Below are 25,582 nucleotides of genomic sequence, written 5' to 3'. Positions count from 1 at the left end.
AAAAAGACCAAATCCCGCGATTTGGTCTTTTTTAATATGATATTCTTTAGTCTATTTATCCAATGCTTGTTTTAAATCGGCTATCAAATCATCCTCATCTTCTATACCAACACTCAATCTAATTAACGAATCTACAACACCAATATTTTCCCGTTGTTCTTTTGGAATACTAGCATGAGTCATACTTGCCGGATGACCAGCTAAGGACTCTACACCTCCAAGTGACTCGGCCAAGGTGAATACCTTAAGATGCTCAACAATTCTAATCGCTGCTTCGTAATTATTTCCTTTTGTCGTAAACGAAACCATACCACCAAAACCACTCATCTGAGCGCTGGCAAGTGTATGATTGGGATGATTTTTAAAACCTGGCCAATATACATATTCAACTTTAGGGTGTTTGGATAAATATGTCGCCACAGCTTTTGCGTTTTCGCAATGCCGCTGCATTCTAACATGCAAAGTTTTAATTCCTCTTAAGGCTAAAAAAGAATCTTGTGGCCCACAAATGGCACCACTTGCATTTTGAATAAAATACAATCGGTCCGCTAAATCGCTATTCTTAACCATTAATGCTCCCATGACCAAATCACTATGACCACCTAAATATTTGGTGGCCGAATGCATCACAATATCGGCGCCTAAATCTAAAGGACGTTGCAAATAAGGAGTCGCAAAGGTGTTATCTACAGCTAAAAGAACATCGTGTTTCTTTGCAATTTTAGCGGTCATTTCAATATCTATAATATTTAGCATTGGGTTGGTTGGTGTTTCTACCCATAACAGTTTTGTGTTATCGTTAATATAGTCTTCAATGTGATTAGCATTTTCCATACCTATAAAATGAAACTTTATACCAAAATTTTCATATATCTCGGTGAATAAACGATAAGTTCCACCATATAAATCATTAGTGGAAATAACCTCATCACCACATTTTAACAATTTTAAAACAGCATCGATTGCAGCTAATCCTGAACTAAATGCTAAACCATGTGTACCATTTTCGATACTGGCAAAAGCCTTTTCTAAAGCATGACGCGTTGGGTTTCCAGAGCGTGCGTACGCATAACCTTTATGTCCACCAGGTGTAGATTGTGCAAATGTAGAGGTCTGATAAACAGGAGGCATAATAGAACCATAAGCCTTATCAGGTTTTTGTCCACCATGTATGGTTTTTGTATTAAATTTCATAATAATTATATTAAAGGTAACCCATTCAAAAATTAACAGAATTATCGCTTTTGTATCATAACAAATTTAACGGATAATTCGTTCTATTCAAATCTATACAATACCTTTATTGTTTATAAAACATAAGCTCAACTACTGTGAAAAACATTATTCTATTTTTAATAATTAGCCTTCTATTAAATTCATGTACTTCAGAATTTAAGCCTGCGACATTTGATACCATTTCAATCGAAGAATCCTATGAAGCCGAAATTTCAGCAATCTACAGTGAAGCAACTGGAAACAGTGAACTCAGTAATACCATTAACACCAACGTTGAAAATGCAATAATTGAAACTCTAAATACACCTGAAAATAAGACTAATTTAAAAGAGGTTTTAAAAGCATTTAATGAAGAATACCTAAGTTTTAAAAATAAATTTACTGAAATAACCGAACCGGTTTGGGAACTTCATATTGAAACAGAACTTATTTATCAATCTGAAGATGTACTTACAATTGCCATGAGCACGTATGAATTTAAAGGTGGTGCGCATGGAAACGATAAAATAAAGCTATTAAACCTTGATGCCAAAAGTGGAAAAACCATTGAACTCAATGATTTTATCAACGATATCGATGGCTTTACATCAGTAGCAAAATCCCAGTTTATCTCGTCTTTAGACCAAAACAAAGATCAATTAACTATTGAGAACTTTTTCTTTGGAGAACCGTTTCACCTACCACAAAACATAGGGTTTAGTGAAGAAGGTTTAGTTTTAATCTACAACGTTTACGAAGTTGCTTCTTACGATTTAGGTTATACAGAATTTATGATTCCTTATAATGAAGCAGAACCATATTTAAAGATAAATTAACTTGCGTTGACTATGAACAAAATATACTACCTAAGTAGTTGTAATACCTGTACTCGAATTATAAATGAGCTTAACCTACCTGAAGGATTTGAACTTCAAGATATAAAAACCGATGCTATTACCACCTCTCAAATTGAAACAATGCGACGCCTTACTGACAGTTATGAAAATCTGTTTAGCAAGCGTGCAAGACTATACAAAGAACTGGGATTAAAAGACAAATCACTATCCGAAGACGATTATAAAAACTATATTTTAGAACATTATACGTTGCTAAAACGACCTGTTATTGTATACAACAACCAACTATTTATAGGTAATTCTAAGAAAACGGTTGAAGCTGCAAAACACGCCATTCATGGTTAGCAGGTGATTTGCAATTTTTGCACTTTTAATGGTGCGATTGTTGTGTGGCCTTAATTTTACTTTTACAACACCGTAATGAATGATAATTTTGTATCACCATTCGTTACTAACCGTGTTGCGATTTGGTGGTGCTGCCATTCTGTTTTGGCTCATTAGCATTTGGTTACCTCAAGAAAAGATAGAACGTAAAAATTATAACAACACTTAATTTGTCTTTAAAAACAGTAATATTCAAAACTATAGATGCTATTCCAAACAATTACTGGAATAGTGTCAACTGTTGTACAAACATTTACTATTCACCTGATTTTTTAAAAGCCTTTGAACGTGCTAATACAGACATTGAATTTAATTATATTTTTATACTAAAAAACAACGACGCCATTGCCTTTGCCAATACGCAAATTGTAACGATTGGTATTGAAACGATTACTAAAAATATTACGATAACATCAGATAAAGTTAGACGTGCCGTAAACAATATGTTTTGCAATAATGAAATTAGAGTATTATTCTGTGGTAATGTGTTTTTAAGTGGCGAATATGGTACGTTTATAAAAGACGGAGAAGATAAGGTTGAAACCTTTAAAGCCATTGCCAAGGGTGTAAGACAGGTAACAAATTCTACAAAAAAATTAATGGCTGTTTTTGTGAAAGATTTTAAAAACGAATCACTTCCCATCACGAATCATTTAGAAGATTTTGATTATGCTGCCATGCAAGTTGAACCTAATATGATCATAACGCTTAAACCAGAATGGCAGTCTTTTGAAGCTTACACCAATGCTTTAAAATCTAAATACAGAGTAAAAGCAAATAGAGCAGACGCTAAAAGTGACACATTAGTTGCCCAATTATTTTCTGTAAAGGATATAGAAACACATAAAGATGCGCTTCAGGAATTGTATCAAAACACTATTGACAATGCTAACTTTAACGCTCAAATATTAAATCTTGACACGTACGTTCATCTTAAAAAAACCTTTAAAGATCAATTTATAGTGAAGGGCTATTTTCTCAATGAAAAATTAGTTGGCTTTTTGTCTGCCATGCAAAACGATACAAACCTCGATGCCCATTTTATTGGCATTGATTATTCCAAAAACAAAGAATTTGCCATTTACCCAAGAATCTTAAATGATTATGTAAGACTCGGAATTGCAACAAAGTCGGCTCAAATTAACTTAGGCAGAACGGCTTCTGAAATAAAAAGTACACTCGGCGCAAAACCAGAACCACTAACATGTTACTGCAAACACAAACGGTACTTACCTAATCAAATTTTAAAACCGTTTATAAAGAATGTTCAGATTAAATCTTTCAAACAGCATGCTGTATTTAAATAAAAAAGCAAATTATAATTGTTATAGCTAAGACATATAACCTTACTTCTTCTTTAAATAAACCCTTATGTTTTCATAGGTTTTGGTCGTACTCCATGCTTACGCGTATCTTCTTTAGTCAACACCTTATAACCTTCAGACTTCGGAAATTTATGTGCTAACTCTAATAAAGGTTCTGGTAAAGCAGTTAATTTTCTCGCTTTTAAATCAATCCAAGCACCTTGCATTTCGCAGTAGGCTAAATTTTCACCTTTATGGTTATAAAAATTATGTTCAAACATAAACAACATACCATCATCACTTAATCCAGAAACTTCAATAGTTACTGTAATAGGAGTGCCCAAAAACGATTCTTTAAAATAATACATATGCTCATAAAACACCACAGGACCAACGTTGTATTTCATAATTTCTGGCATTGTAAAACCTTTCTCAGCGAAAAAAGACATCCTCGCATGACTCATAAAATTGGTATAAGCAGAATTGGCTAAATGACCATTAGCATCTACATCGCTCCAACGAATTTCAAATTGTTTCTTGTACATAGTTTTGTTCTCAATTTAGGTCTGCAAAGTTATAAAAGTCTGTTGTGAGAACCGGTTGAATTCTAAACTATTTAAAACCATTCAATTTTGTACCTTTGTGCAATTAAAAATCATCATCTTAATGATACAATCTATGACAGGTTATGGGAAATCTGTATTACAGCTCCCAACCAAAAAAATATCTATAGAATTAAAATCTCTAAACAGTAAAAACTTAGACCTCAATGCTCGTATGCCTTCTATGTATAGAGCAAAAGAACTAGATATACGAAAACTTATTGCCAAACATTTAGTGCGCGGAAAAGTAGATTTTTCACTTTATGTAGAAATTACAGGTGAAGATACTAGCTCTAAAATCAATAAAACCGTAGTAAATGAATACATTAAACAGCTCAAAGAAGTCGTAGACGGCGATACAACTGAGTTATTAAAAATGGCCATTCGTTTGCCTGATGCTGTAACTACAGAGCGCGATGATATAGATGAAGAAGAATGGACACTTATCAGTAATGGGATTAATGAAGCCATCTCAAACATTGTCATTTACAGAAAAGATGAAGGAGAAACTTTAAATCAAGATTTTACAGATAGAATCGCGACGCTTAAACAATTACTAGATGATGTTATTGCTATGGATCCGGAGCGTATCGATGGTGTTAGAGCACGATTAGAAAAAGGTATTGCTGACATTAAGGAAAAGGTTGATGAAAACCGTTTTGAGCAAGAACTCGTGTATTACATTGAAAAATTTGATATCACAGAAGAAAAAGTAAGACTCGATAATCACTTAGATTATTTTATAAAGACGTTAAACTCGGAAGATTCAAACGGAAAAAAACTAGGCTTTATTTCTCAAGAAATAGGTCGTGAAATCAATACTATAGGTTCTAAATCTAATTATGCTCCAATGCAAAAATTAGTAGTTCAGATGAAAGATGAACTTGAAAAAATTAAGGAACAAATGTTGAATGTGCTCTAAATTAATTTAAAGTCTTACTCACCGTTTTCATCAGTAAAAAAACAATTCAAAAGTGTCAGAAATCAAAAACGAAATACAAGGCAAACTCATTGTGTTTTCAGCACCTTCAGGATCTGGAAAAACAACGATAGTTCGTCATTTATTAAAACAGCAAGAACTTAATTTAGAATTTTCAATTTCGGCAACATCTCGCGAAAAACGTGGTAATGAAATCAACGGAAAAGACTATTATTATTTATCGCTTCAAGAATTCAAAAACCGAATTAAAAACGATGAGTTTTTAGAATGGGAAGAGGTTTATAGAGATAATTTTTACGGCACTTTAAAAACAGAAATTGAACGCATTTGGGCCAAAGGCAAACATGTTATTTTTGATATTGATGTGTCTGGAGGACTTCGTATAAAACGAAAATTCCCAGAACAAACACTCGCTATTTTTGTAAAACCACCAGATCTAAATGAATTGGTAAGACGTTTAAAAGAACGCGGTGAAGAAAGTGAAGACAAAATAAGTATGCGTGTCTCTAAAGCACCTGCAGAATTAGCAACAGCACCACTTTTTGATGAGATTGTGGTTAATTCTGACTTAGACAAAGCCTTAGAAAACGCCCATAAGCTGGTATCTGACTTTATAAACAAATAACCCTTTTTCCTTTTTAAAACATTTTCCGATTATTGTCTTACATGACAAAGTCGTGGTGAAACAGTTTAGCTTAATTAGAACCTCATTAATTGGTTAAACTGAGTATTGTTCCCCTAATTTTTATTTTTAAATTTACCTGTAATTTTAAAGATGACGAAATGAAAATTGTTGTGCTTGATGGATACACTCTAAATCCAGGCGACTTAAGTTGGGAAGGCATCAGTCAGTTTGGCGATTTAAAAGTTTATGATCGTACCGAATTTGATTCAAAAGCGATTATAAAAAACATAGGCGATGCCACAATTGTGCTCACCAATAAAACACCCTTGTCAAAATCAGTTTTAACTCAAGTGCCGCATTTAAAATATGTAGGAATTTTAGCAACAGGCTATAACAATATTAATATTGAAGCTGCTAAATCTCTAGACATAACAGTGACTAATGTGCCAACGTATGGCACACAGGCTGTTGCCCAGTTTACGATGGCTTTATTGCTTGAACTCTGTCATCATATTGGCGAACATGCCGATGCTGTAAACGATGGCGAATGGACAGCAGCACCTGATTTTTGCTTTTGGAACAGCCCACTCATAGAACTAGACGGAAAAACGCTAGGTATTATCGGTTTTGGAAAAATAGGTCAAGCTACAGCTAAAATGGCACAAGCCTTTGGTTTAAATATTTTAGCATATAATCGCAGTAAAAATCCAGATTTAGAATCCGAAATGTGCAAATATGTTGCTTTAGATGAATTACTAAAATCCTCAGATATTATCAGTTTACATTGTCCGCAAACCGACGAGACAAAAGGCATTATAAACACAGTCAACATAGACAAAATGAAAGATGGAGTGATGCTCATAAACACATCCCGAGGAGGACTAATTATAGAAGACGATTTAAAAGATGCCCTAAACTCAGGGAAAATCGCCGGAGCAGCTGTTGATGTGGTCTCAACCGAACCTATTGAAGCTGACAATCCATTGTTAAAAGCCAAAAACTGTATCATTACACCACATATTGCTTGGGCACCAAAAGCTTCAAGACAACGAATGATGCAAACTTCGGTTGAAAATTTAAAATCTTATTTAGAAGGCAACCCTATGAATGTTGTAAATTAGCCAATCTTGGATATAAATGGATTACAAGAGTATAAAAACCACTACAAATTAAACCTTTTAGCAGATAGCAAACTATGAAAATCGGACTTTATTTTGGCACATTTAATCCCATACATGTTGGGCATTTAACTATTGCAAATCACTTAGCTGAACATAGCGATATGGACCAAATTTGGTTTGTGGTAACACCATTAAGTCCGTTTAAGAAAAAGCGTAGCATGTTAGATAATTACCACCGTTTAGAATTGGTTCATTTAGCCACTAAAGACTACGACAAACTAAGACCAAGCGATATAGAATTTGGATTAAAGCAACCAAATTACACCATTGATACACTCACGTATCTTTTTGAAAAATACCCTAAACATGAGTTTGCTCTAATTATGGGTGAAGACAATCTTAAAAGTTTTCATAAGTGGAAAAATTATGAACTCATTTTAGAAAACCATAATATTTATGTCTATCCAAGAATATCTGAAGGCAAAATAGACACGCAATTCAATAATCATCCTAAAGTTATAAAAATTGATGCACCAATTATGGAGCTTTCATCCACATTTATTAGAAATGAAATTAAGGATGGTAAAAATGTACGTCCTATGTTACCTGAAAACGTATGGCAATTTATTGATGAGATGAGTTTTTATAGGTAACATTCCTGCGTCCGCAGGAATCTCATGAAAAAAAACCTAGATCATTAAAGTTTGGACATAATCTGTTTCAAACTTTTGAAAGCATTAGTATACACCATGAAAATTACGTTATTATTCATAGGATTCCCGTTGTCACGGGAATTTAGAAATGATAAAAAGCATCCTCATAATGGGTTAACTGTTCCTTCTTTTTATTCTTTAAAACAGCAATGATATCAAATCGGGTTTCTAAATCGATATCATTTTCAATTATAAAAGCATCCATCGCTTTTACTAACAATTTAATTTTGCTTGGTGTCACAAAATCCTGTGGATCACCAAAAAAGTCAGAGTTTCGTGTTTTCACTTCTACACAAACCATTAAATTATTGTGCTTAGCTATGATATCAATTTCAGCTTTTTGAAACACATAATTCCGAACGATAATTTCATACCCTTTTTTAATAAGCAAATCTGTTGCCAATTGCTCACCTAATTTACCAAGTTCGTTGTGTTGTGCCATGATTTAGTATTCTATCGTTTTCAATAATCGTCTCGATACGGATGACTTTTATAAAACTAATAGTGTTTTGCAGTTTGCATCAAGATACAAAATTGTTAGATTCAAAGTTAGCACTATGTAATCTGAGTCAAAGCATCTTTGTTTTAAGCACATAAAATCCTACAAATAGCCATATCTTTGTTATTCAAGAAAACGCTATAAAATGGCTAGTCATATTAAATGTCCAAATTGTGGTATCTATAACACAAATAAAGCGTACTGCACCAACTGCAATACACTTTTGTCTTATAAAAAAAGGCGTGAACTAGCATTTGAAAAAGCAGAAAAAGAACGTCGTGAACGCGAGCGAATTCAAAAAGAGGAATCACCTTCGTTTTACAACAAATACAAAGATCATCGCTATCTAGTTGTTCGTGTTTTTGTTAGAGTCTTCCACTCTATTTGGATGGGGTTTATTGCCATAGGTATGTTTATTGCTTGGGTGTTTTCAGCAATTGCGGCATGAAAATTTTAAAACATCCTATTTTCTATTTCAGTGTTTTAGTAGCATCTGCAATTTATAGCGTCCAACGTTTACAGCTACCATTACCAAACTGGATAAGTTTTTATGTTAATGACTTTCTGTGCATGCCCATTGTTTTAAGCTCCTGTTTAGCAATAGTGCGAATCATCAAAAAAAATGAAACCCTATATGTACCACTCACTGTGGTTTTAGGACTCACCATTTATTTTTCAATCTATTTTGAATGGTTAATGCCACTACTAAACACACGCTACACAACTGATGTTATAGATATCCTCCTTTATTTTTTAGGTGCGATTCTATTTTATAAACTTCAAAAAAGATTATTCTAAAAACTTTAAAGTCGCTGTGCCTTTACCTACTTTCAAATCCACAGTACGTCCTAAAACCAAAGCTCTATTATCTTTTTCATGTCCTGCTGGCACATTAAATGCTATAGGGAAGTCGTAATCTTCTAAAGCATCTAAAATCAACTGTTCAATCGAAGTTCCCCAAAGTGTGGTATTTCTTCGCATTCTAGACATATCACCAACCACAAGACCATTTAAGTTATCAAAATATCCAGCACGTTTCATGCTCTGAAGCATACGGTCTATATGATATTTATATTCGCCAATCTCTTCAATAAAAAGAATTTTTCCGGCAGTATCAATACTTTCTTTAGAACCTAACATGGTATGCAATATGGTGAGGTTTCCACCTACCAATTCGCCAGATGTTTCGCCTACTCTATTATAATTAGAGCCTTTTAACGCATAGTCTTCTGGCTGACCAAAAATGGCCGATTTAAACGTTGAAACGGTTTCTTTTATATCCTCTAAGTTCTTAGTTAAACTCACACACATTAAGGCGTGCAAAGACTGAAACCCTTCATTATGAACCTGATTATGTAAGGCTGTAATGTCTGAATACCCTATCACCCATTTTGGATTTTTCTTAAATTTGGTATAATTCAATTTATCTAAAATCCTAACTGTTCCGTATCCACCTCTTGCACACCAAATCGCACTAATGCTTGGGTCGTCCATGGCATTTTGTAAATCTTCACAACGCTCATCATCGGTTCCTGCAAAATGATTCCCTTGATTAAAAACATTTTTACCTACAACCGCATGCAAACCCCAATCTTTTAAAAGTGCAACAGCCTGCTGTACCTCCCCTTCTCTACTTTTTAAAATTCCTGAAGGCGCAACGATAGCAACCGTATCGCCAGCTTTTAAATATGGAGGTTGTATTAAGTTTGAAGTCATTTTAGAAGAATTATCAATTGCATTCTGAGCGTGGACATCAGTATTTACACTAAAAATCACGGCAACAATAAGCAATATTACATAAGGTTTAAAAGTCATAAATTGGGCTTTTTGTAAAAGTACATTTTTTTTTAGACGTTCAAATTTTTTGATTCCTATTCTAAGTATAAAGTTAAAATACAGAACTTAGAAAATGGTTTCAGGCAAGTATTATGTATTCCTAACTATAACCTTGAAATATTATTGTTTAAAATTTGCAAATGCCTGTTTCTAATTCGGCGTAATAATGATTACTTTTGTAGCTTGTAAATAGTGAAAACACTTGTCTTTCTGAACACCTAAAACAAAGGCATCACGTTTCAGAACGACTAAATAAAAAATCCATGAGCACACCAAAAAGATATACCATAACCGCAGCTTTACCTTATACAAATGGCCCAATTCATATCGGACATTTAGCAGGCGTTTATGTCCCTGCAGATATTTACGCACGTTATTTAAGACTTACAGGGAACGATGTCGCTTTTATTTGTGGAAGTGATGAGCATGGTGTACCGATTACAATAAAGGCTAAAAAAGAAGGCGTAACACCACAAGATATTGTGGATAAATACCACGCCAACATCAAAAAGTCTTTTGAAGAATTTGGAATTTCACTAGACAATTACTCACGTACCACTGCGAAAGTTCATCACGATACCGCTCAAGAATTTTTTAAAACACTTTACGACAAAAATGAATTTGTAGAGGAAGTTACCGAACAATTATACGATGCTGAAGCGAATCAGTTTTTAGCAGACCGTTTTGTAACCGGAACTTGCCCTAAATGTGGTAATGAAGAAGCCTATGGCGACCAATGTGAAAGCTGTGGGTCGAGTTTAAACGCAACGGATTTAATTAATCCGAAATCAGCAATAACAGGAAATGTTCCAACTTTAAAAGAAACCAAACACTGGTTTTTACCTTTAAACAAACACGAAGAATTTTTACGTGAATGGATATTAAAAGGCCATAAAAAAGACTGGAAACCTAATGTTTACGGTCAGGTGAAATCTTGGATAGATGATGGTTTGCGTCCACGAGCGGTAACCAGAGATTTAGATTGGGGAATTCCGGTACCTGTAAAAGGTGGCGAAGGCAAAGTCCTTTACGTTTGGTTCGATGCACCAATCGGTTATATTTCTTCTACCAAAGAATGGGCAGCTCGCGAAGGTAAAAACTGGGAAGATTACTGGAAAAACGACGACACCAAACTGGTTCACTTTATAGGAAAAGACAATATTGTATTTCACTGTATTATATTTCCAACGATGCTAAAGGCAGAAGGCTCTTATATTTTACCAGAAAATGTACCAGCAAACGAGTTTTTAAATTTAGAAGGTCAAAAATTATCGACCTCTAAAAACTGGGCCGTTTGGTTACCAGATTATTTAGTCGATTTCCCAAATCAGCAAGATGTATTGCGTTATGCTTTAACCGCAAATGCACCAGAAACTAAGGATAACGACTTTACTTGGAAAGATTTTCAGGCAAGAAACAACAACGAATTGGTAGCCATTTTCGGAAACTTTATCAATCGTGTGGTGGTTTTAACCAATAAATATTACGATGGCGTTATTCCAGAACCTTCAGAATACAGTGCTATTGACGAAGAAACTTTAGCAGCCTTAAAAGCTTATCCTGCTGTCATTTCAAGTTCTATAGAGCGTTACCGATTTAGAGAAGCGAGCCAAGAATTAATGAACTTAGCACGACTAGGAAACAAATATTTAGCAGACGAAGAACCATGGAAAACTGTAAAGACTGACGAAGCACGCACCAAAACGGTGATGTTTGTAGCTTTACAAATCGCTTCAGCTTTAGCCGTTTTATCAGAACCATTTTTACCGTTTACGTCTAATAAACTAAAATCAATTCTTTGTCATTCCGAACTTGATGCAGAATCCACTTGGGATGATATCAGCTCTAAAGCGTTACTGCTACCTGCTAACCACAAAATAGGCAAAGGCGAATTATTATTCTCTAAAATTGAAGATGCGCAAATTGAAGCACAGTTAGAAAAATTAATTGCGAGTAAAAAAGCTAACGAAGCCGCAAATAAAGCTGTTGAGCCTCAAAAAGAAGAAATTACGTTTGAAGATTTTACCAAATTAGATTTACGTGTTGGTACTATTCTCGAAGCTGAAAAAATGCCTAAAACTAAAAAACTTTTAGTCTTAAAAGTCGACACAGGTATTGATACCAGAACTATTGTTTCAGGAATTGCAGAAAGCTTTAAACCTGAAGATGTAGTTGGAAAGCGCGTCACTGTTTTAGTCAACCTAGCACCAAGAAAACTGAGAGGTGTTGAGAGCCAAGGGATGATTTTAATGACTGAAGACGACGATGGTAATTTGGTGTTTGTAAATCCTGATACTTCCACTGCGCTCAGCACAGGTAAAGACGGAGTAACTAACGGTCTTCAAATAAGCTAATTACAATTTAACTTGTACATTTAATTGTTTGGTTCTATTTTGTTTGGTGAACAAAATAGAACCTTTTTTATCGTTTTAGTATTGCTAATGCATCAATTATTTTTTCATTACAAGTAATCGCTCACCTATCCTTTTAGTAATTTTGACCATAAATCATAACTCCAAATACTATGAAAAAATTAGCATTAATAGCATTAACCTTTTGCTTTTTAGCTTGTGGCGCTTCAAAAACAGTGAGACAATCTAAAAAAGTAATAAAAGGCAACTGGACTCTAACATCTGTAACCTCATCAGCTATTGGTGACATAAAAATCACATTGCTTAACGATGCCAACAAAGCTTGTTTTGAAAACAGCTCATGGCAATTTATCCCCAATAACAACACAGGTGTTTATACACTCTCGGGCATGTCTTGCGCTACCGACCAACGTTATTTCGTATTTACAATTGACGAAGTAAACGAAGACACGGGCTTGTATAATTTTTTATTAAAACCTACTAACGAAAAAGGTAAATCTGAAACTAATTCAGGATTCAGATTAGAACTCACATCACTTTCTGAAACCGCTATGCAGTGGCAACAAATAGTGACCTTAGATGGAAAGCCCATCACCATTACAATGAACTTTACAAAATTATAGAACCATGAAATTATTGAATTATAAAACGAATTTAGCCATTACCTTATCATTACTTTTAGTATTAATGACAAGCTGTAAGGCTGTAGACAATGCTAACAACAAACAAAAAGGCGGCGTCATTGGAGCTGCTGGTGGAGCCTTATTAGGTGCCATCATTGGAAATAACGTCGGCGACGGTAATAATAGCGAATTAGGTGCTGTTATTGGCGGCGTTGTAGGTGGAGGTGCTGGTGTTTTAATTGGTAATAAAATGGACAAACAAGCCCAAGAAATTGAAAATGAAATTCCAGGCGCAACGGTTGAACGTGTTGATAATGGTATTGTATTAACCTTTGACGAACAAAGTGGAGTGTATTTTGCAACTGAAAAATATAATATTAATGCCAAGTCACAAGAAACACTAAACAGTTTAGCCAATGTATTTATAGAATATCCAGACACTAATATTTTAGTTGTTGGTCATACCGACAGTTCTGGTAATGATGCGTACAACATGACCTTATCTAAAAACAGAGCCGAAGCTGTAACCAATTATTTAATGGGCAAAGGCTTAAGTAATGGAAGATTCACCACCCATTGGTATGGTGAAGAACAACCTACACACGATAACAGTACAGCTGAAGGACGTTCAAAAAACAGACGTGTGAATATCGCCATTGTACCTAACGAAACCATGATTAATGAAGCGAAGCAAGAAGCTGGTACTAATTAATAACTTTTGTTAAATCATTCGGCAATTAATGTCGAGTTAAATATCTTACAGGCCTTATACTTAAAAAACGTATAAGGTCTTTCTTTAATGATGATAGATTACATAGTTCGATCCACAAAATTACCTAAAACCAATATAAAAAGTACCATTCAATTACTGAATGAAGACTGTACCATTCCCTTTATTTCACGTTACAGAAAAGAAGCCACAGGAAATTTAGACGAAGTACAAATTGGTGAGATTGTAAAATATAAAGAACAATTTGAAGCTTTAGAAAAACGCAAACAAGCCATATTAAAAGCGCTTGAAGAACAAGATGTTTTAACAGAAGAGCTAAAACAAAAGATAGCACAGACTCAAGATTTAACAACACTTGAAGACCTTTATCTACCATACAAGAAAAAACGAAAAACAAAAGCTGAAACCGCTCGTAAAAATGGTTTAGAACCTCTGGCTAAAATCATTATGAGTCAGAAGGCAAATGACATAGAATCCATAGCTTACAAATATGTTAAAGGCGACATTAAATCTGCTGATGAAGCTTTGAAAGGTGCCGGACATATTATTGCCGAATGGATTAATGAGCGTGCAGATATTAGAAACCTTTTAAGAAATCAGCTAGAACGACATGCCCAAATTTCAACCAAAGTTGTAAAGGCAAAAAAGGATGAAGATAAGGCACAAAAATTCAGAGATTATTTTGATTGGTCCGAAAGTTTAAGTCGAATTCCATCACATCGCCTATTAGCAATTTTAAGAGCCGAAAATGAAGGGTTTATTCGTGTGAAAATAGAAATCGATGCTATTAGAGCCTTAGAACTCATGGATAATAGAATTATAAGAAGCCAAAATAGTTGTGCCGACCAAATTGAGTTAGCCATTTCAGATGCCTACAAACGTTTACTATTTCCATCATTAAGCAACGAAACCTTAAGTAAGGCCAAAGACAAAGCTGATGAAGCTGCCATCACTGTTTTTGCCAAAAACCTAAAACAATTATTGTTAGGTTCACCTATTGGTGAAAAACGTGTTTTAGCGATTGACCCTGGCTTTAGAACCGGTTGTAAAATTGTTTGTTTAGATGCACAAGGCAATTTAAAACACAACGAAACTATTTATCCACACGCCCCAAAAAACGATAGTATAGGTGCTATAAAAAAGATTTCCTCTTTAGCTGAAGCTTATAAAATTGAAGCCATTGCTATTGGAAACGGCACCGCTTCAAGAGAAACCGAAGCTTTAATCCGAAAGATTCAGTTTAAAAACGAGATTCAGGTGTTTGTGGTAAGCGAAGCTGGTGCTAGTATTTATTCGGCATCCAAAATTGCTCGAGAAGAATTTCCTAATTATGACGTTACCGTTAGAGGTTCTGTGTCTATCGGACGACGACTACAAGACCCTTTAGCAGAATTGGTGAAAATTGATGCGCAGTCCATTGGTGTTGGACAATACCAACATGATGTAGACCAAACCAAACTTCAAAAACAACTCGATACCGTTGTTGAAAATTGTGTGAATGCCGTTGGTGTTAATATCAATTCGGCAAGCACGCCATTACTGAGTTATGTATCTGGAATAGGACCAAAATTAGCAGAAAATATTTTCAACTATAGAACCGAAAATGGAGTCTTCAAATCTAGAAAAGACATCTTAAAAGTCCCGCGATTGGGTGGCAAAGCGTTTGAACAAAGTGCTGCTTTTTTAAGAATAAAAGGGGCTAAAAACCCTTTAGATGATTCGGCTGTGCATCCAGAACGCTATGCGATTGTAAAACAAATGGCAAAAGATGAAGGCGTTTCACTTCAAGAATTAATTGGAAATAAAACCAAACTTCAAAACATAGATTTAAAACACTATGTTTCCGATTCCATTGGATTATTAACGCTTCAAGATATTATAAAAGAGCTCGAAAAACCAGGTTTAGACATTAGAGAAACGGCCAAGGTATTTACCTTCAACCAAAATATAAAAACCATTACCGATTTACATGAAGGCCAATTATTGCCTGGCATTGTTAATAACATCACTAATTTTGGATGCTTTGTAGATGTTGGGATTAAGGAAAGTGGCTTAATTCACGTGTCTAATCTTAGCGATAGTTTTGTAAAAGATGTCAATGAGCACGTCCATTTACATCAGCAGATTATTGTGAAAGTTTTAGAAGTTGATGTGGCGCGTAAACGGATTCAGTTGAAGCTTCATAAGTAAAGAAAATAGGATGTGCTTATTCAAAAATAATTATAAAACGCTTATGCTATAAATGCTAAAAATCGCTTTCCATCCCATATATAAACACAGTTTACCGCAAGGACATCGGTTTCCGATGGAAAAATATGAATTATTACCGCAGCAATTGTTGCATGAAGGCACTTGCGACAGCACTAATTTTTTTGAACCAGAAAAACCTAATGACAAGCATATTCTTGCTGTTCACGATCCTGAATATTTTTATGATTTACTAAATATAACTTTAAACCAACGTGCTGCTCGAAAAATAGGTTTTCCACTTAATGAAGTTTTGGTTGAACGCGAAATAATTATAGTCGACGGTACTATTAAAGCCAGCGAATTTGCATTACAACATGGCATTGCTATGAATATTGCAGGTGGTACGCATCATGCATTTACTAATCGTGGCGAAGCCTTTTGTATGTTAAATGACCAAGCGATAGCTGCACGATATCTTCAAAAAAAAGGATTAGCTAAAAAAATTCTAATCGTTGATTTAGACGTACATCAAGGCAATGGAACAGCTCAAATATTTCAAAAAGACACTTCCGTTTTTACATTTTCAATGCACGGAAAAAGTAATTATCCTTTTAAAAAAGAGCAAAGTGATTTAGATATTGCACTAGATAATAACGCAGATGATACGACATACCTCAACCTATTAAAGCATACATTACCAAAACTTATTGCTGAACAACAACCCGATTTTATTTACTATTTATGCGGTGTAGATGTCATAAAAACCGACAAATTAGGAAAACTCGGTTTAACAATTGAAGGCTGTAAAGCCAGAGACCAGTTTGTTTTAGAGCAATGTAAACGCAACAAAATCCCTGTAATGTGTAGCATGGGAGGAGGTTATTCACCTGATATAAAAACTATAGTAAATGCACATTCAAATACGTTTAGACTAGCGCAAGACATTTTCTTTTAGAGTCATTCTCAATTAAGTAAAAACTTTATATCTGATTTAACTATCCCTATATTTGTATAAAACACTAAAAATATGCTATCAAAATCTATAGAATCCGCATTAAACAAACAAGTTAGAATAGAAGCTGAGTCTTCGCAAATTTATTTAGCTATGGCCATTTGGGCAGAAGTAAAAGGTTTGGAAGGTATCTCTAGTTTTATGTACAGCCAATCAGACGAAGAGCGCGAACACATGCTAAAACTCGTAAAGTTCATTAACGAACGTGGTGGACAAGCTTTTATTTCTGAATTAAACGCACCAAACGTAAAGCATAAATCATACAAAGAGATGTTTGAAAAACTTCTAGAACACGAAATTTTTGTGTCTGAAAGCATTAACGAATTGGTTCATATCTCCTTACAAGAAAAAGATTATGCGACACACAACTTTTTGCAATGGTATGTTGCAGAACAAATTGAAGAAGAAGCCATAGCTAGAACAATCCTAGACAAGGTGAAGATGATTGGAGATGACAAAGGTGGCTTATATTTATTTGATAGAGATATACAACAACTTACAGTAAACTCAGCAGCAGATACTCCAGGAGCTTAAGTGCACCTTAACTTATATCACGATTATATAAGATACAGCTTTAGTGAAACATAGTATCTACTGCATTCAAAATTTATATATTTCACAAAATTCATAAGGGCTCATTTTAGTTGATTACACCCTAATCAGCTATTATTGATAAGATCTTATTTTACTTAATATTTTTAGAGATTAAAAATAAATTAACCCAAATAATGTGGACACTCAAAATCGTATTATAAAATGAGGTAAGTACAAGTTATTCATCTATGGTTATATTATATTTAAAGATGTTACAATACACTTTAAATTTAAAACCTATTTTTATGATGAAAAAACTATGCCTCTTAACCATTTTATCAATTGCCGTTCTCTTTAATAGTTGCGCTAATAACAGTGAAAAAAACAAAACTACAGAGGCCCCAAAAGAGGTTAATGAGCCCATAAAAAAAGAATTAAAATTTACTAATGAACAATTCTATGATGCTGAAGGGCAATTTCTAAAAGAAAAAGCAAAAGACGCATTAATAGAAATGCTTGAATATCATAATTATCCAATTTTCGATGGGCTACGTGAAAAAATTTGGCTTACCGATTATAATCAAGGTAACTATGCCGAATTAGGATTAGCATCTATAATGTTTGTTAATAATGAAGAAGACCAATACATGTTAATGGATATCTTTCTTTTACCTGGCCAAATGCTAGGAGAGCATATGCATTTCGCAGCAGAAGGCAATCCGGTAAAAATGGAAGGTTGGTTAGTTAGACACGGTAAAAGTTACATCGTTGGTGTCGGAGAAAACAATCGTGATCAATTTCCACAAGTCGTAGTTCCTCAAAGCCATTGGGACGGAAAAACAACCACTAATTATATTATTGAAGCCAACGAAGGAGATTTTGCATCGTTAGCTGAGCCCGAATCACCGCATTGGCAAATGGCAGGGCCAAAAGGAGTGGTAATTACTGAGGTCGGAAATGTACACACCAATTCTGGAGTGCTTAGATCTGACCCTAAAATGAATTAAGTTAAATTCATAGCTCAATAAGGTTAGCAAAAACACCTAACCCATTTATTAGTAGCGTCTAAATGTTAAAATTTATTTAGATTAAATATAAATAGTTATTTTTGTCCTCATAATATAAAGATTTCTTTTTCTAAGGAAACTCAGAATGGGCAAAAAGAAGAAAAATAAGAAGTTAAAGAAAGAACGCATTAAAGTGCTTAAGGCTTCTGGTATTGAAACACTTGATAATGTAAAATCAAAGTGTTGTAAGAAATATAAAAAGTCGGAAAACAAACGTTGTAAAAAATGTCCTTGTTTTGATTTGCTTAAAAAAGTGGCTTAACCTATAAAAGTGTCACTTTCTAAATAATCTTCAAATCTATAATAGATTTAATCACGAAAAACAGTAATCAGATTTGGTTGCTGTTTTTGTTTTTTTAGTACCTTAGAAAGCCTTCTAAAATGAGGTGTAATTAACTGCAAACCATGAGACACCTTGCCATTATTCTACTTATAATTTTAACGAACTGTAAAAGCGACACAAAAACAGAAAGCCAAACCAAAAATGGAATTGATAAATCTGTTTACGACATGTGGACAAATTACACAGCATCTCATCCCGAATTCCAAACAGATGAACTTCCGGAATCTTGGTATTTTCATAACAATGAAGATGATGCAAATCGTTTAGCAGAATTGATTTTAAACAGCAAAAAGCAAGCAGGTTCTGGTTTATACACTTGGTATAAAAACGCTAATGCAGCATTACCGAAAACAGGTGTAAAACATATTATTACAGACTTTAACGGAAAAGCAAAGGCAATAATTAAAATTAAAAAAGTAGATACCGTTCCCTTTAATCAAATAACGAAAGAATATGCGGAATTAGATATGGGTACAACCATTGAATCCCTTAAAAAATGGAAAAAAGCACATTGGGACTTTTTTGCGACTACCTTAGAACAAAATGGAGATACGCCAACAGAAGACATGCTCATTGTTTGTGAACAGTTTAAAACGATCTGGCCAGAATAATTCAATTCTATTAACCACTCACCTCATTTTTATTACTTTTTAAGTCTCACTTAACAAATACACCTGTATATTTACTATAACAATATTTATTTAAAAATATATTTAAAAGTCACACCATTAGAAACAAAATTACCAAACCTTAAAAATTTTTAAAGTTTGTTATTTGTCTCTAAAGACATTTATTAAAATGATAGCATCAGACAAGTTGGTCACTTACATGTGGATTTTATTAGCAGTTTACGCTACAGTAATCTTATTTTTCGTCATTAGAGGCGCTCGTAAAAACACAAACATTAAAGATTATGCCGTTGGTAACATTGGTTTCCCATCTTGGGTTGTTGGTTTATCTTTAGCTGCTTCCATGACAAGTGCCGCCACCTTTATTATTAATCCAGGGTTTATAGCGCTCTATGGAATTTCTGGTGTTATTTCTTTTGCCATTGTTTTACCTATTGCTGCGTTTATTTCATTAATAGTGTTTACAAAAGGCTTTGTAAAACAAGGAAATGCGGTTAAAGCAACCACCATGGCACAGTGGATTGGTAAACGCTACGACAGTGAAAAATATGCCTTTTTCTTTGGCATTATTGCCCTTTTACTCATTACGTTTATTGTACTTATTAATGTTGGATTAACACAGGTGATTTCCAAATCCTTAAATGCCGATCCTTTTTACGTTCTCATGGGAATTACAGCATTTGTATTTGGTTATATGATGTTTGGTGGTGCCAATTCGATGGTATATACCAACACCATCCAGGCGATTATAATGTGTATTGTCGCCCTTATTTTAATCGGTTCTGGTTATGAGTATTTCGCAGATGGAATCACAGGATTTATTGACCAATTAAATACCATTGACCCAAATCTAACAAAACCAACAAACACCGATAGTTTTATGTTTCGAGATTATTTCGAAATCATTGCAGCACAAATCGTTATTGGTGTCGCTATTGTTTGCCAGCCACACATCATCACAAAATCATTGTTATTAAAAGATTCTAGTAAAATAAATTCTTACCTCATTAGTGGAATTGTCTTTATGATTGTCTTCTTTTTAGTCGTGGTTGTAGGTTTGTATGCTCGTATCAGTTTCCCAGATTTTATGGTAAATGGCGACAAGCTTAGAATGGATGAAATTATACCAACTTACGTCGTTACTAAATTTTCAGTTGGTGTTGGTTTAGTCATTGTAGTTGGATTGATTTCTGCAGGACTATCTACTTTAGAAAGTTTAATTCAGTCCTTATCCATTACCATTACGTCCGATATTATTAACCCATTATTCAAAGATAAGTATACCGAAAAGACCATAACCATTAATAAAATGGTGATTATAGTTTTAGGTATTGTAAGCTTTTTACTCAGTTGGGAACAGATTAAAAATCCAGACGTGAGTGTTGCCATTTTTGCTCAAAACGGTGTTTATGCTTACTTTGCTGCAGCTTTTGTTCCTGTGTTGTTTGGCACGTTTTTAAAGAACGTATCGACAAGGTCAGTTTTTGCAGCAAGTATTACAGCGATTGTGGTTCATTTTGGGATTTACTATGGTAGAATTACACCATACATGCAAGAACCTGTTAATAATCCAGGAGTTTCCGCAGCCATCGGAATTATGGCATCCTTAGTTGTAGGTTATATTATTTATAAAGTGGACAATAAAACAGTACAAATCAAAGGTTAACCCATATGCATTACCCAAACACATATTGGTAAAAATTTGAAGTTGAGTTTTAAAAAGTGCCGTTAGGTACTTGATATAGGTAATTAAAGAAAATGACAGTATAAATTGTGCCTCTAAGTACAATATATAGCGTACCTAAAGGCACGCTGATTATACGTTTCTAAAATTTTACCTACATAGTGTACCTAATGGTACATTTTTTAGCTTCGTTTAGTTTACACTTTATTACAACAGAAAGTAAAGCATGAACTATTAGAATTGAAGTTTGAGACAAAAAGTTACCCTATTTATGACATATATTTAAATTAACAACTCATGTTGAAATGAATTAAAACAATATAACCGTGGACAGACTAGATTGGACAGCTAAATGGGCAGATTACACGCCTAATAAAATTGCACTCACATCGTATGACGCTAACAAAAGTTATACATACAGCGACTTGCATTGTTATGCCAATCGGTTAATTAAAAAATTCACAGCACTCAACCTCGAAGAAGGCGATCGTATTGCCGTTTTAGCAGACCATGGTTTAGATTATATGGTGCTTTTTGTGGCTTGTCAACGTATGGGTTTGGTCATTGTGCCATTAAATTATCGGCAATCTATTAACGAAATTTCTAAGCTCGTCGTCGATTGTACGCCAAGTTTATTCATCTACAATAGTAATCACAAAACTAAAGCCGAACAATTACCCATTCAAAATTTAAAAGTAACGTCTTTTGAAGTATTGGCTGCCTATTATCAAAACGCGAACTATACAACGAAGAAAACCTTTCAGATTAAAGAAGATAATCCATTATTCATTTTCTATACCTCAGGAACCACAGGCACACCAAAAGGTGTTATTTATACGAATAAGATGTTGTTTTGGAATAGTCTAAACACATCCATGCAATTGGGAATTACATTTCGAGATTCTACCATAAACACCTTACCACCTTATCATACCTCTGGTTGGAATGTTTTTGTTACACCATTATTACACAAAGGTGCGCATATTGGCATGTTAGAAAAATTTGATGCCGAAAAAATACTATGCCTCCTAGAACTGAACAAAACCACATTATTTATGGCATTACCAACCATGTTGTTGATGATGCAAAAAACAGCTGTTTTTAAAGAAGTCAATCTTAAAAAATTACGCTACATTATTTCAGGTGGTGAAAAAGTACCATCAGAACTCGTCAGTTTCTGGAAAAACAAAAAAAACAGTTACATAAGACCAGGTTATGGACTCACAGAAGCAGGACCAAGCATTACGTCATTGCATCATAAAATGGCAGAATTGAAACCAAATTCTATAGGGAAACCTAACTTTTATTTAGATATAAAAATTGTGAATAAAGCTGGTAAAATTGTAAAACCAAACGAAGTTGGAGAACTCTGCATCAAAGGTGATATTGTGACACCTGGTTATTGGAATAATTCAGTGAGAACAAGTACCAAGATTAAAAAGGGTTGGCTGTTTACAGGCGATTTTGCTTATAGTGATGAAGAAGGTTTTTTATATATGAAAGGCCGAAAAAACGACATGTATATTTCAGGCGGAGAAAACATTTATCCGCAAGAAATTGAAGCACATCTTGAAAACATAAAACACATTAAAAAAGCAGTTGTTTTAAGCGTGAAAGATGAAAAATGGGGAGAATGTGGCATAGCCTTTGTATCCTCAACAAATAAAGATCTTACGGTTACAGAAATCCGAACAGAATTAACAGAAAATCTCGTAGCTTTTAAGCATCCAAAATACATTTTTATTTTAGATGACATTCCTTTAACTAGTTTAGGAAAAGTCTCGCGAAAGAAACTAAATAAATATCTTAACGCCATAAAATCACAAGAATGAAACGACTCGGCTTACTACTACTAATGATCCTTTTTAACACTACTCTATTTTCCCAAAACACAAAACAACCAATGAAAGAACTACTTTCAGATTATGATTTTAAAACCGTTACCACAACGTTAGATAGTTTAGATATCAGCTATATAAAAGAGGGAGATGGCGACAAAACATTACTCTTTGTACATGGGTTGAGTAGTAATTCTGATGCTTGGTCTAAAAACATTGAAGCCTTAAAAAAGGATTACACATGCATTGCTTTAGATTTACCTGGCTACGGAAAATCCTCTAAACCAAAAGCGGATTATACACCATCATTTTTTGCTGACGTGTTGTACCAATTTATTGAAAAATTAGCGTTAAAAAACATCATTCTCATTGGTCATTCTATGGGAGGCCAAGCAAGCATAAAATTTGCAACAACGCATCCTGATAGGATTGAAAAATTAATTTTAGTGGCACCAGCTGGTTTAGAGCAATTCAATGCCACCAATGCCACGTTAATGAAAGCGTATTTTACACCAACAACTGTTGCTAACACGCCAGATGCCCAAATAGAAAAAAATTATGCACTCAATTTTCATAAAACACCAGACGATGTTTCAAAAATGGTAAAGGATCGAAAAAGAATAAAAGAAGCATCAGATTTTGAAGCGCATTGCCAAGCGATTGTCAATAGTATTTCTGGTATGTTAGACGAACCCGTTTTTAAGGATTTGGAAACGATTTCTAACCCAACTTTGGTACTTTTTGGAGATAAGGACCAATTGATTCCTAATCGTTATATGAATCCACAACTAAGCATCGAAGATGTTGCTAAAATAGCTTCAGAGCACATAAAATCTGTAAAGGTAGAATTCATAAAAGACGCTGGTCATTTTGTACAATATGAAAAACCAACGGAAGTCAATGCTTTAATTGAGCAATTTGCGAATGAATAATGAAAACAAAGCTTAAAAAATTTACAGCATTTAGCAAAACCATTCTGCCCAATGAAGCTAAATATCTTGAAGACCGTTATCAATTTACTGACGTAGAAAAACGCAGTATTATTTCACGTGTTATTTCTAACGCGCTATCTCAAAATAAACGCGAAGATTTTGATGCCGAAATAAACAAGCGAAAATATTCCTATATCAAAGATTGGATTGAAAAGAAATTAGCAAGCATCGATGTAGATACTACGATAGCTTGGATTATGACTTTAAACAAAAAAATATTAACCGATGCCATAACGTCCAAGGAAGAAAAAGAGTTTCTACATTACATTTCGACCTATAAAAGCATTGAATATAATTTTCAGAATGTATACGAGCTTGCCAAAGAATACAAATCGTATCTCTTGGTTAGAATGCGCTATAAAGACCATAAAACCATAGCCGATTTTATAGAAACATACAAACCGCATTATGATGAAGCCATTGTTGTAAAAGATAAATTATACAAAGCAACAACCGAAATTACCAATCAATACACCAAAAACAACAACGAGACCAAACATTTAGAACATTGGTTACTTGCTGTTTTTAACGACAAAAATATCGACGGCAAAAACAGATATCAAGCTTTTGTTTTGCTCGCTTTTATGTACACCAATTATAATGAAAACGGAAAGTTAAAAGTCGTTTTTGATCAACTCGATTTATATTTTAATGAAGGCGAAATGTACTCGAGACGTATTTTATCTAATTATTATGCGAGTAGAGTTTTACTACATTCTAAGCAAGACGAATTTGAAAAAGCAGAATTTTACGGTTATTTATCCATTAGACAAAATAATAACGATGCGCTGATGTATCTCAATAATTTGGTCGCCATTTTATTACGAAATCATAAGCCAAAAGAAGCATTTTCTCTCTTAGAGCATCATCACGATTTATATAAAGAAACTCATAATTACCATCAAAAAATTGGTTATTGCTCTTATCGCATTCGTGTGTTGTCTGAACTTCAAAAGCATAAATTAGCTGAAGCAACTGCTAAAACCTTTTTAAAACAATATAAAAACGAAGTCCTAAACCACCGTTGGCATCACTTTTTTACATCTTATATTAATGTGCTTATTATTTTAGAGAAATACGAAGACGTTTTAAAACTGGCTTCAAAACTCAACCTCATTGAAAAGGAAAGTGAGCGCCAAAAACAGAATAATTATGTCCCTAATATTTCGTGGAGTATTTCGTTGTCTAGATATATGGAAGGTCATATAAATTCTAACCGTTTATTGGATGAAATTAAAGCACCTCTCAAGGATATTCAACCTACAAAAAACCAAAAACAATTGATGATTAAGGTCATTGACAGGCTTTCAAACAACTTACCTGAAGCTTTTTTAGAGCTAAAGTCGCATATCTAGTTAATCGTAATAAAAACAGTACTTTTAAGCGATTGGACTGTCCTATTTTGTATTAAAAAGAAAAAGTCACACACAAATGCTTCGACTTTCATTAGTATTTATTTTCAATTTCATAAT

Annotated in this window: 24 protein-coding genes; 20 read left to right on the top strand and 4 right to left on the bottom strand. The window is 34.0% G+C overall.

Going from position 1 to position 25,582, the window contains the following annotated elements:
* Positions 1–51: 51 nt before the first annotated feature.
* Positions 52–1,194 carry a cystathionine gamma-synthase gene (locus tag K1X16_RS12715; RefSeq protein ID WP_225036641.1) on the bottom strand — a complete coding sequence of 381 codons (1,143 nt, stop codon included), beginning with the start codon at positions 1,192–1,194 and terminating at the stop codon, positions 52–54.
* Between the two features lie 137 nt (positions 1,195–1,331).
* Here K1X16_RS12715 and K1X16_RS18060 point away from each other — a divergent pair, with 137 nt between their 5' ends.
* The 3 genes from K1X16_RS18060 (at position 1,332) to K1X16_RS12700 (ending at position 3,763) form a co-directional block, all read left to right on the top strand.
* Positions 1,332–2,051 carry a DUF3298 and DUF4163 domain-containing protein gene (locus K1X16_RS18060; RefSeq protein ID WP_225036639.1) on the top strand — a complete coding sequence of 240 codons (720 nt, stop codon included), beginning with the start codon at positions 1,332–1,334 and terminating at the stop codon, positions 2,049–2,051.
* Between the two features lie 12 nt (positions 2,052–2,063).
* Positions 2,064–2,417 carry an arsenate reductase family protein gene (locus K1X16_RS12705; protein ID WP_225036637.1) on the top strand — a complete coding sequence of 118 codons (354 nt, stop codon included), beginning with the start codon at positions 2,064–2,066 and terminating at the stop codon, positions 2,415–2,417.
* A gap of 209 nt (positions 2,418–2,626) precedes the next feature.
* A complete protein-coding gene (locus K1X16_RS12700) occupies positions 2,627–3,763 on the top strand; it encodes a peptidogalycan biosysnthesis protein (RefSeq protein WP_225036635.1) in 1,137 nt (378 codons plus the stop codon).
* A gap of 62 nt (positions 3,764–3,825) precedes the next feature.
* Here K1X16_RS12700 and K1X16_RS12695 read toward each other — a convergent pair whose 3' ends face one another.
* Positions 3,826–4,305, bottom strand: coding sequence for an acyl-CoA thioesterase (locus K1X16_RS12695; protein ID WP_225036633.1), 480 nt, complete (start codon positions 4,303–4,305; stop codon positions 3,826–3,828).
* A 121-nt stretch (positions 4,306–4,426) separates the two neighbouring features.
* Between K1X16_RS12695 and K1X16_RS12690 the strand changes: the two genes are divergently transcribed.
* The 4 genes from K1X16_RS12690 to nadD all read left to right on the top strand — a co-directional run bounded on the left by K1X16_RS12690 (position 4,427) and on the right by nadD (position 7,701).
* Positions 4,427–5,284 (top strand): YicC/YloC family endoribonuclease, encoded by an 858-nt coding sequence (locus K1X16_RS12690; RefSeq protein WP_225036631.1) that lies wholly within the window; start codon positions 4,427–4,429, stop codon positions 5,282–5,284.
* Between the two features lie 52 nt (positions 5,285–5,336).
* On the top strand, positions 5,337–5,927 hold the full coding sequence (gmk, locus tag K1X16_RS12685; protein WP_195871006.1) for a guanylate kinase: 591 nt from the start codon (positions 5,337–5,339) through the stop codon (positions 5,925–5,927).
* A 158-nt stretch (positions 5,928–6,085) separates the two neighbouring features.
* The gene (locus K1X16_RS12680; RefSeq protein ID WP_225036630.1) at positions 6,086–7,048 is read left to right on the top strand and encodes a D-2-hydroxyacid dehydrogenase; all 963 of its coding nucleotides are present in this window, start codon (positions 6,086–6,088) and stop codon (positions 7,046–7,048) included.
* A gap of 74 nt (positions 7,049–7,122) precedes the next feature.
* Complete coding sequence (gene nadD, locus K1X16_RS12675) at positions 7,123–7,701, top strand: nicotinate (nicotinamide) nucleotide adenylyltransferase (RefSeq protein ID WP_195871004.1); 579 nt, start codon at positions 7,123–7,125, stop codon at positions 7,699–7,701.
* A 142-nt stretch (positions 7,702–7,843) separates the two neighbouring features.
* Here the strand turns inward: nadD and K1X16_RS12670 are convergent, their stop codons facing one another.
* Positions 7,844–8,203, bottom strand: a complete 360-nt coding sequence (locus K1X16_RS12670) for a YraN family protein (RefSeq protein ID WP_195871003.1) — start codon at positions 8,201–8,203, stop codon at positions 7,844–7,846.
* A gap of 202 nt (positions 8,204–8,405) precedes the next feature.
* Between K1X16_RS12670 and K1X16_RS12665 the strand changes: the two genes are divergently transcribed.
* Entirely contained in the window at positions 8,406–8,708 is a 303-nt protein-coding gene (locus tag K1X16_RS12665; protein ID WP_195871002.1) for a hypothetical protein, read from the top strand.
* Positions 8,709–9,049: 341 nt separating this feature from the next.
* Here the strand turns inward: K1X16_RS12665 and K1X16_RS12660 are convergent, their stop codons facing one another.
* A complete protein-coding gene (locus K1X16_RS12660) occupies positions 9,050–10,075 on the bottom strand; it encodes an LD-carboxypeptidase (RefSeq protein WP_225036629.1) in 1,026 nt (341 codons plus the stop codon).
* Between the two features lie 284 nt (positions 10,076–10,359).
* Here K1X16_RS12660 and metG point away from each other — a divergent pair, with 284 nt between their 5' ends.
* The 12 genes from metG to K1X16_RS12600 all read left to right on the top strand — a co-directional run bounded on the left by metG (position 10,360) and on the right by K1X16_RS12600 (position 25,465).
* Positions 10,360–12,450 carry a methionine--tRNA ligase gene (gene metG, locus K1X16_RS12655; protein WP_225036628.1) on the top strand — a complete coding sequence of 697 codons (2,091 nt, stop codon included), beginning with the start codon at positions 10,360–10,362 and terminating at the stop codon, positions 12,448–12,450.
* Positions 12,451–12,620: 170 nt separating this feature from the next.
* Complete coding sequence (locus tag K1X16_RS12650) at positions 12,621–13,091, top strand: lipocalin family protein (protein WP_195870999.1); 471 nt, start codon at positions 12,621–12,623, stop codon at positions 13,089–13,091.
* Positions 13,092–13,095: 4 nt separating this feature from the next.
* The gene (locus tag K1X16_RS12645; protein ID WP_225036627.1) at positions 13,096–13,803 is read left to right on the top strand and encodes an OmpA family protein; all 708 of its coding nucleotides are present in this window, start codon (positions 13,096–13,098) and stop codon (positions 13,801–13,803) included.
* A 90-nt stretch (positions 13,804–13,893) separates the two neighbouring features.
* Positions 13,894–16,011, top strand: a complete 2,118-nt coding sequence (locus K1X16_RS12640; protein ID WP_225036814.1) for a Tex family protein — start codon at positions 13,894–13,896, stop codon at positions 16,009–16,011.
* A gap of 52 nt (positions 16,012–16,063) precedes the next feature.
* Positions 16,064–16,966, top strand: coding sequence for a histone deacetylase (locus K1X16_RS12635; RefSeq protein ID WP_195870997.1), 903 nt, complete (start codon positions 16,064–16,066; stop codon positions 16,964–16,966).
* A gap of 72 nt (positions 16,967–17,038) precedes the next feature.
* Entirely contained in the window at positions 17,039–17,557 is a 519-nt protein-coding gene (locus K1X16_RS12630; protein WP_225036626.1) for a ferritin, read from the top strand.
* Positions 17,558–17,862: 305 nt separating this feature from the next.
* Entirely contained in the window at positions 17,863–18,564 is a 702-nt protein-coding gene (locus K1X16_RS12625) for a hypothetical protein (RefSeq protein WP_225036624.1), read from the top strand.
* A 465-nt stretch (positions 18,565–19,029) separates the two neighbouring features.
* Positions 19,030–19,578 (top strand): ASCH domain-containing protein, encoded by a 549-nt coding sequence (locus tag K1X16_RS12620; protein ID WP_225036622.1) that lies wholly within the window; start codon positions 19,030–19,032, stop codon positions 19,576–19,578.
* A gap of 187 nt (positions 19,579–19,765) precedes the next feature.
* The gene (locus K1X16_RS12615; protein WP_225036620.1) at positions 19,766–21,262 is read left to right on the top strand and encodes a sodium/pantothenate symporter; all 1,497 of its coding nucleotides are present in this window, start codon (positions 19,766–19,768) and stop codon (positions 21,260–21,262) included.
* A 344-nt stretch (positions 21,263–21,606) separates the two neighbouring features.
* The gene (locus K1X16_RS12610) at positions 21,607–23,112 is read left to right on the top strand and encodes a class I adenylate-forming enzyme family protein (protein WP_225036618.1); all 1,506 of its coding nucleotides are present in this window, start codon (positions 21,607–21,609) and stop codon (positions 23,110–23,112) included.
* Between the two features lie 71 nt (positions 23,113–23,183).
* Entirely contained in the window at positions 23,184–24,050 is an 867-nt protein-coding gene (locus K1X16_RS12605) for an alpha/beta fold hydrolase (protein WP_225036616.1), read from the top strand.
* Positions 24,050–25,465, top strand: a complete 1,416-nt coding sequence (locus K1X16_RS12600; protein WP_225036614.1) for a hypothetical protein — start codon at positions 24,050–24,052, stop codon at positions 25,463–25,465. Before K1X16_RS12605 ends, K1X16_RS12600 begins: the two co-directional genes overlap by 1 nt.
* The last annotated feature ends 117 nt before the right edge of the window (positions 25,466–25,582 follow it).

The sequence above is a fragment of the Winogradskyella sp. SM1960 genome (genome assembly GCF_020179375.1).
Classification (GTDB): domain Bacteria; phylum Bacteroidota; class Bacteroidia; order Flavobacteriales; family Flavobacteriaceae; genus Winogradskyella; species Winogradskyella marina.
The sequence above is the reverse complement of the archived record's forward strand: the minus strand, read 5'-3'. Positions and strand labels throughout refer to the sequence as shown.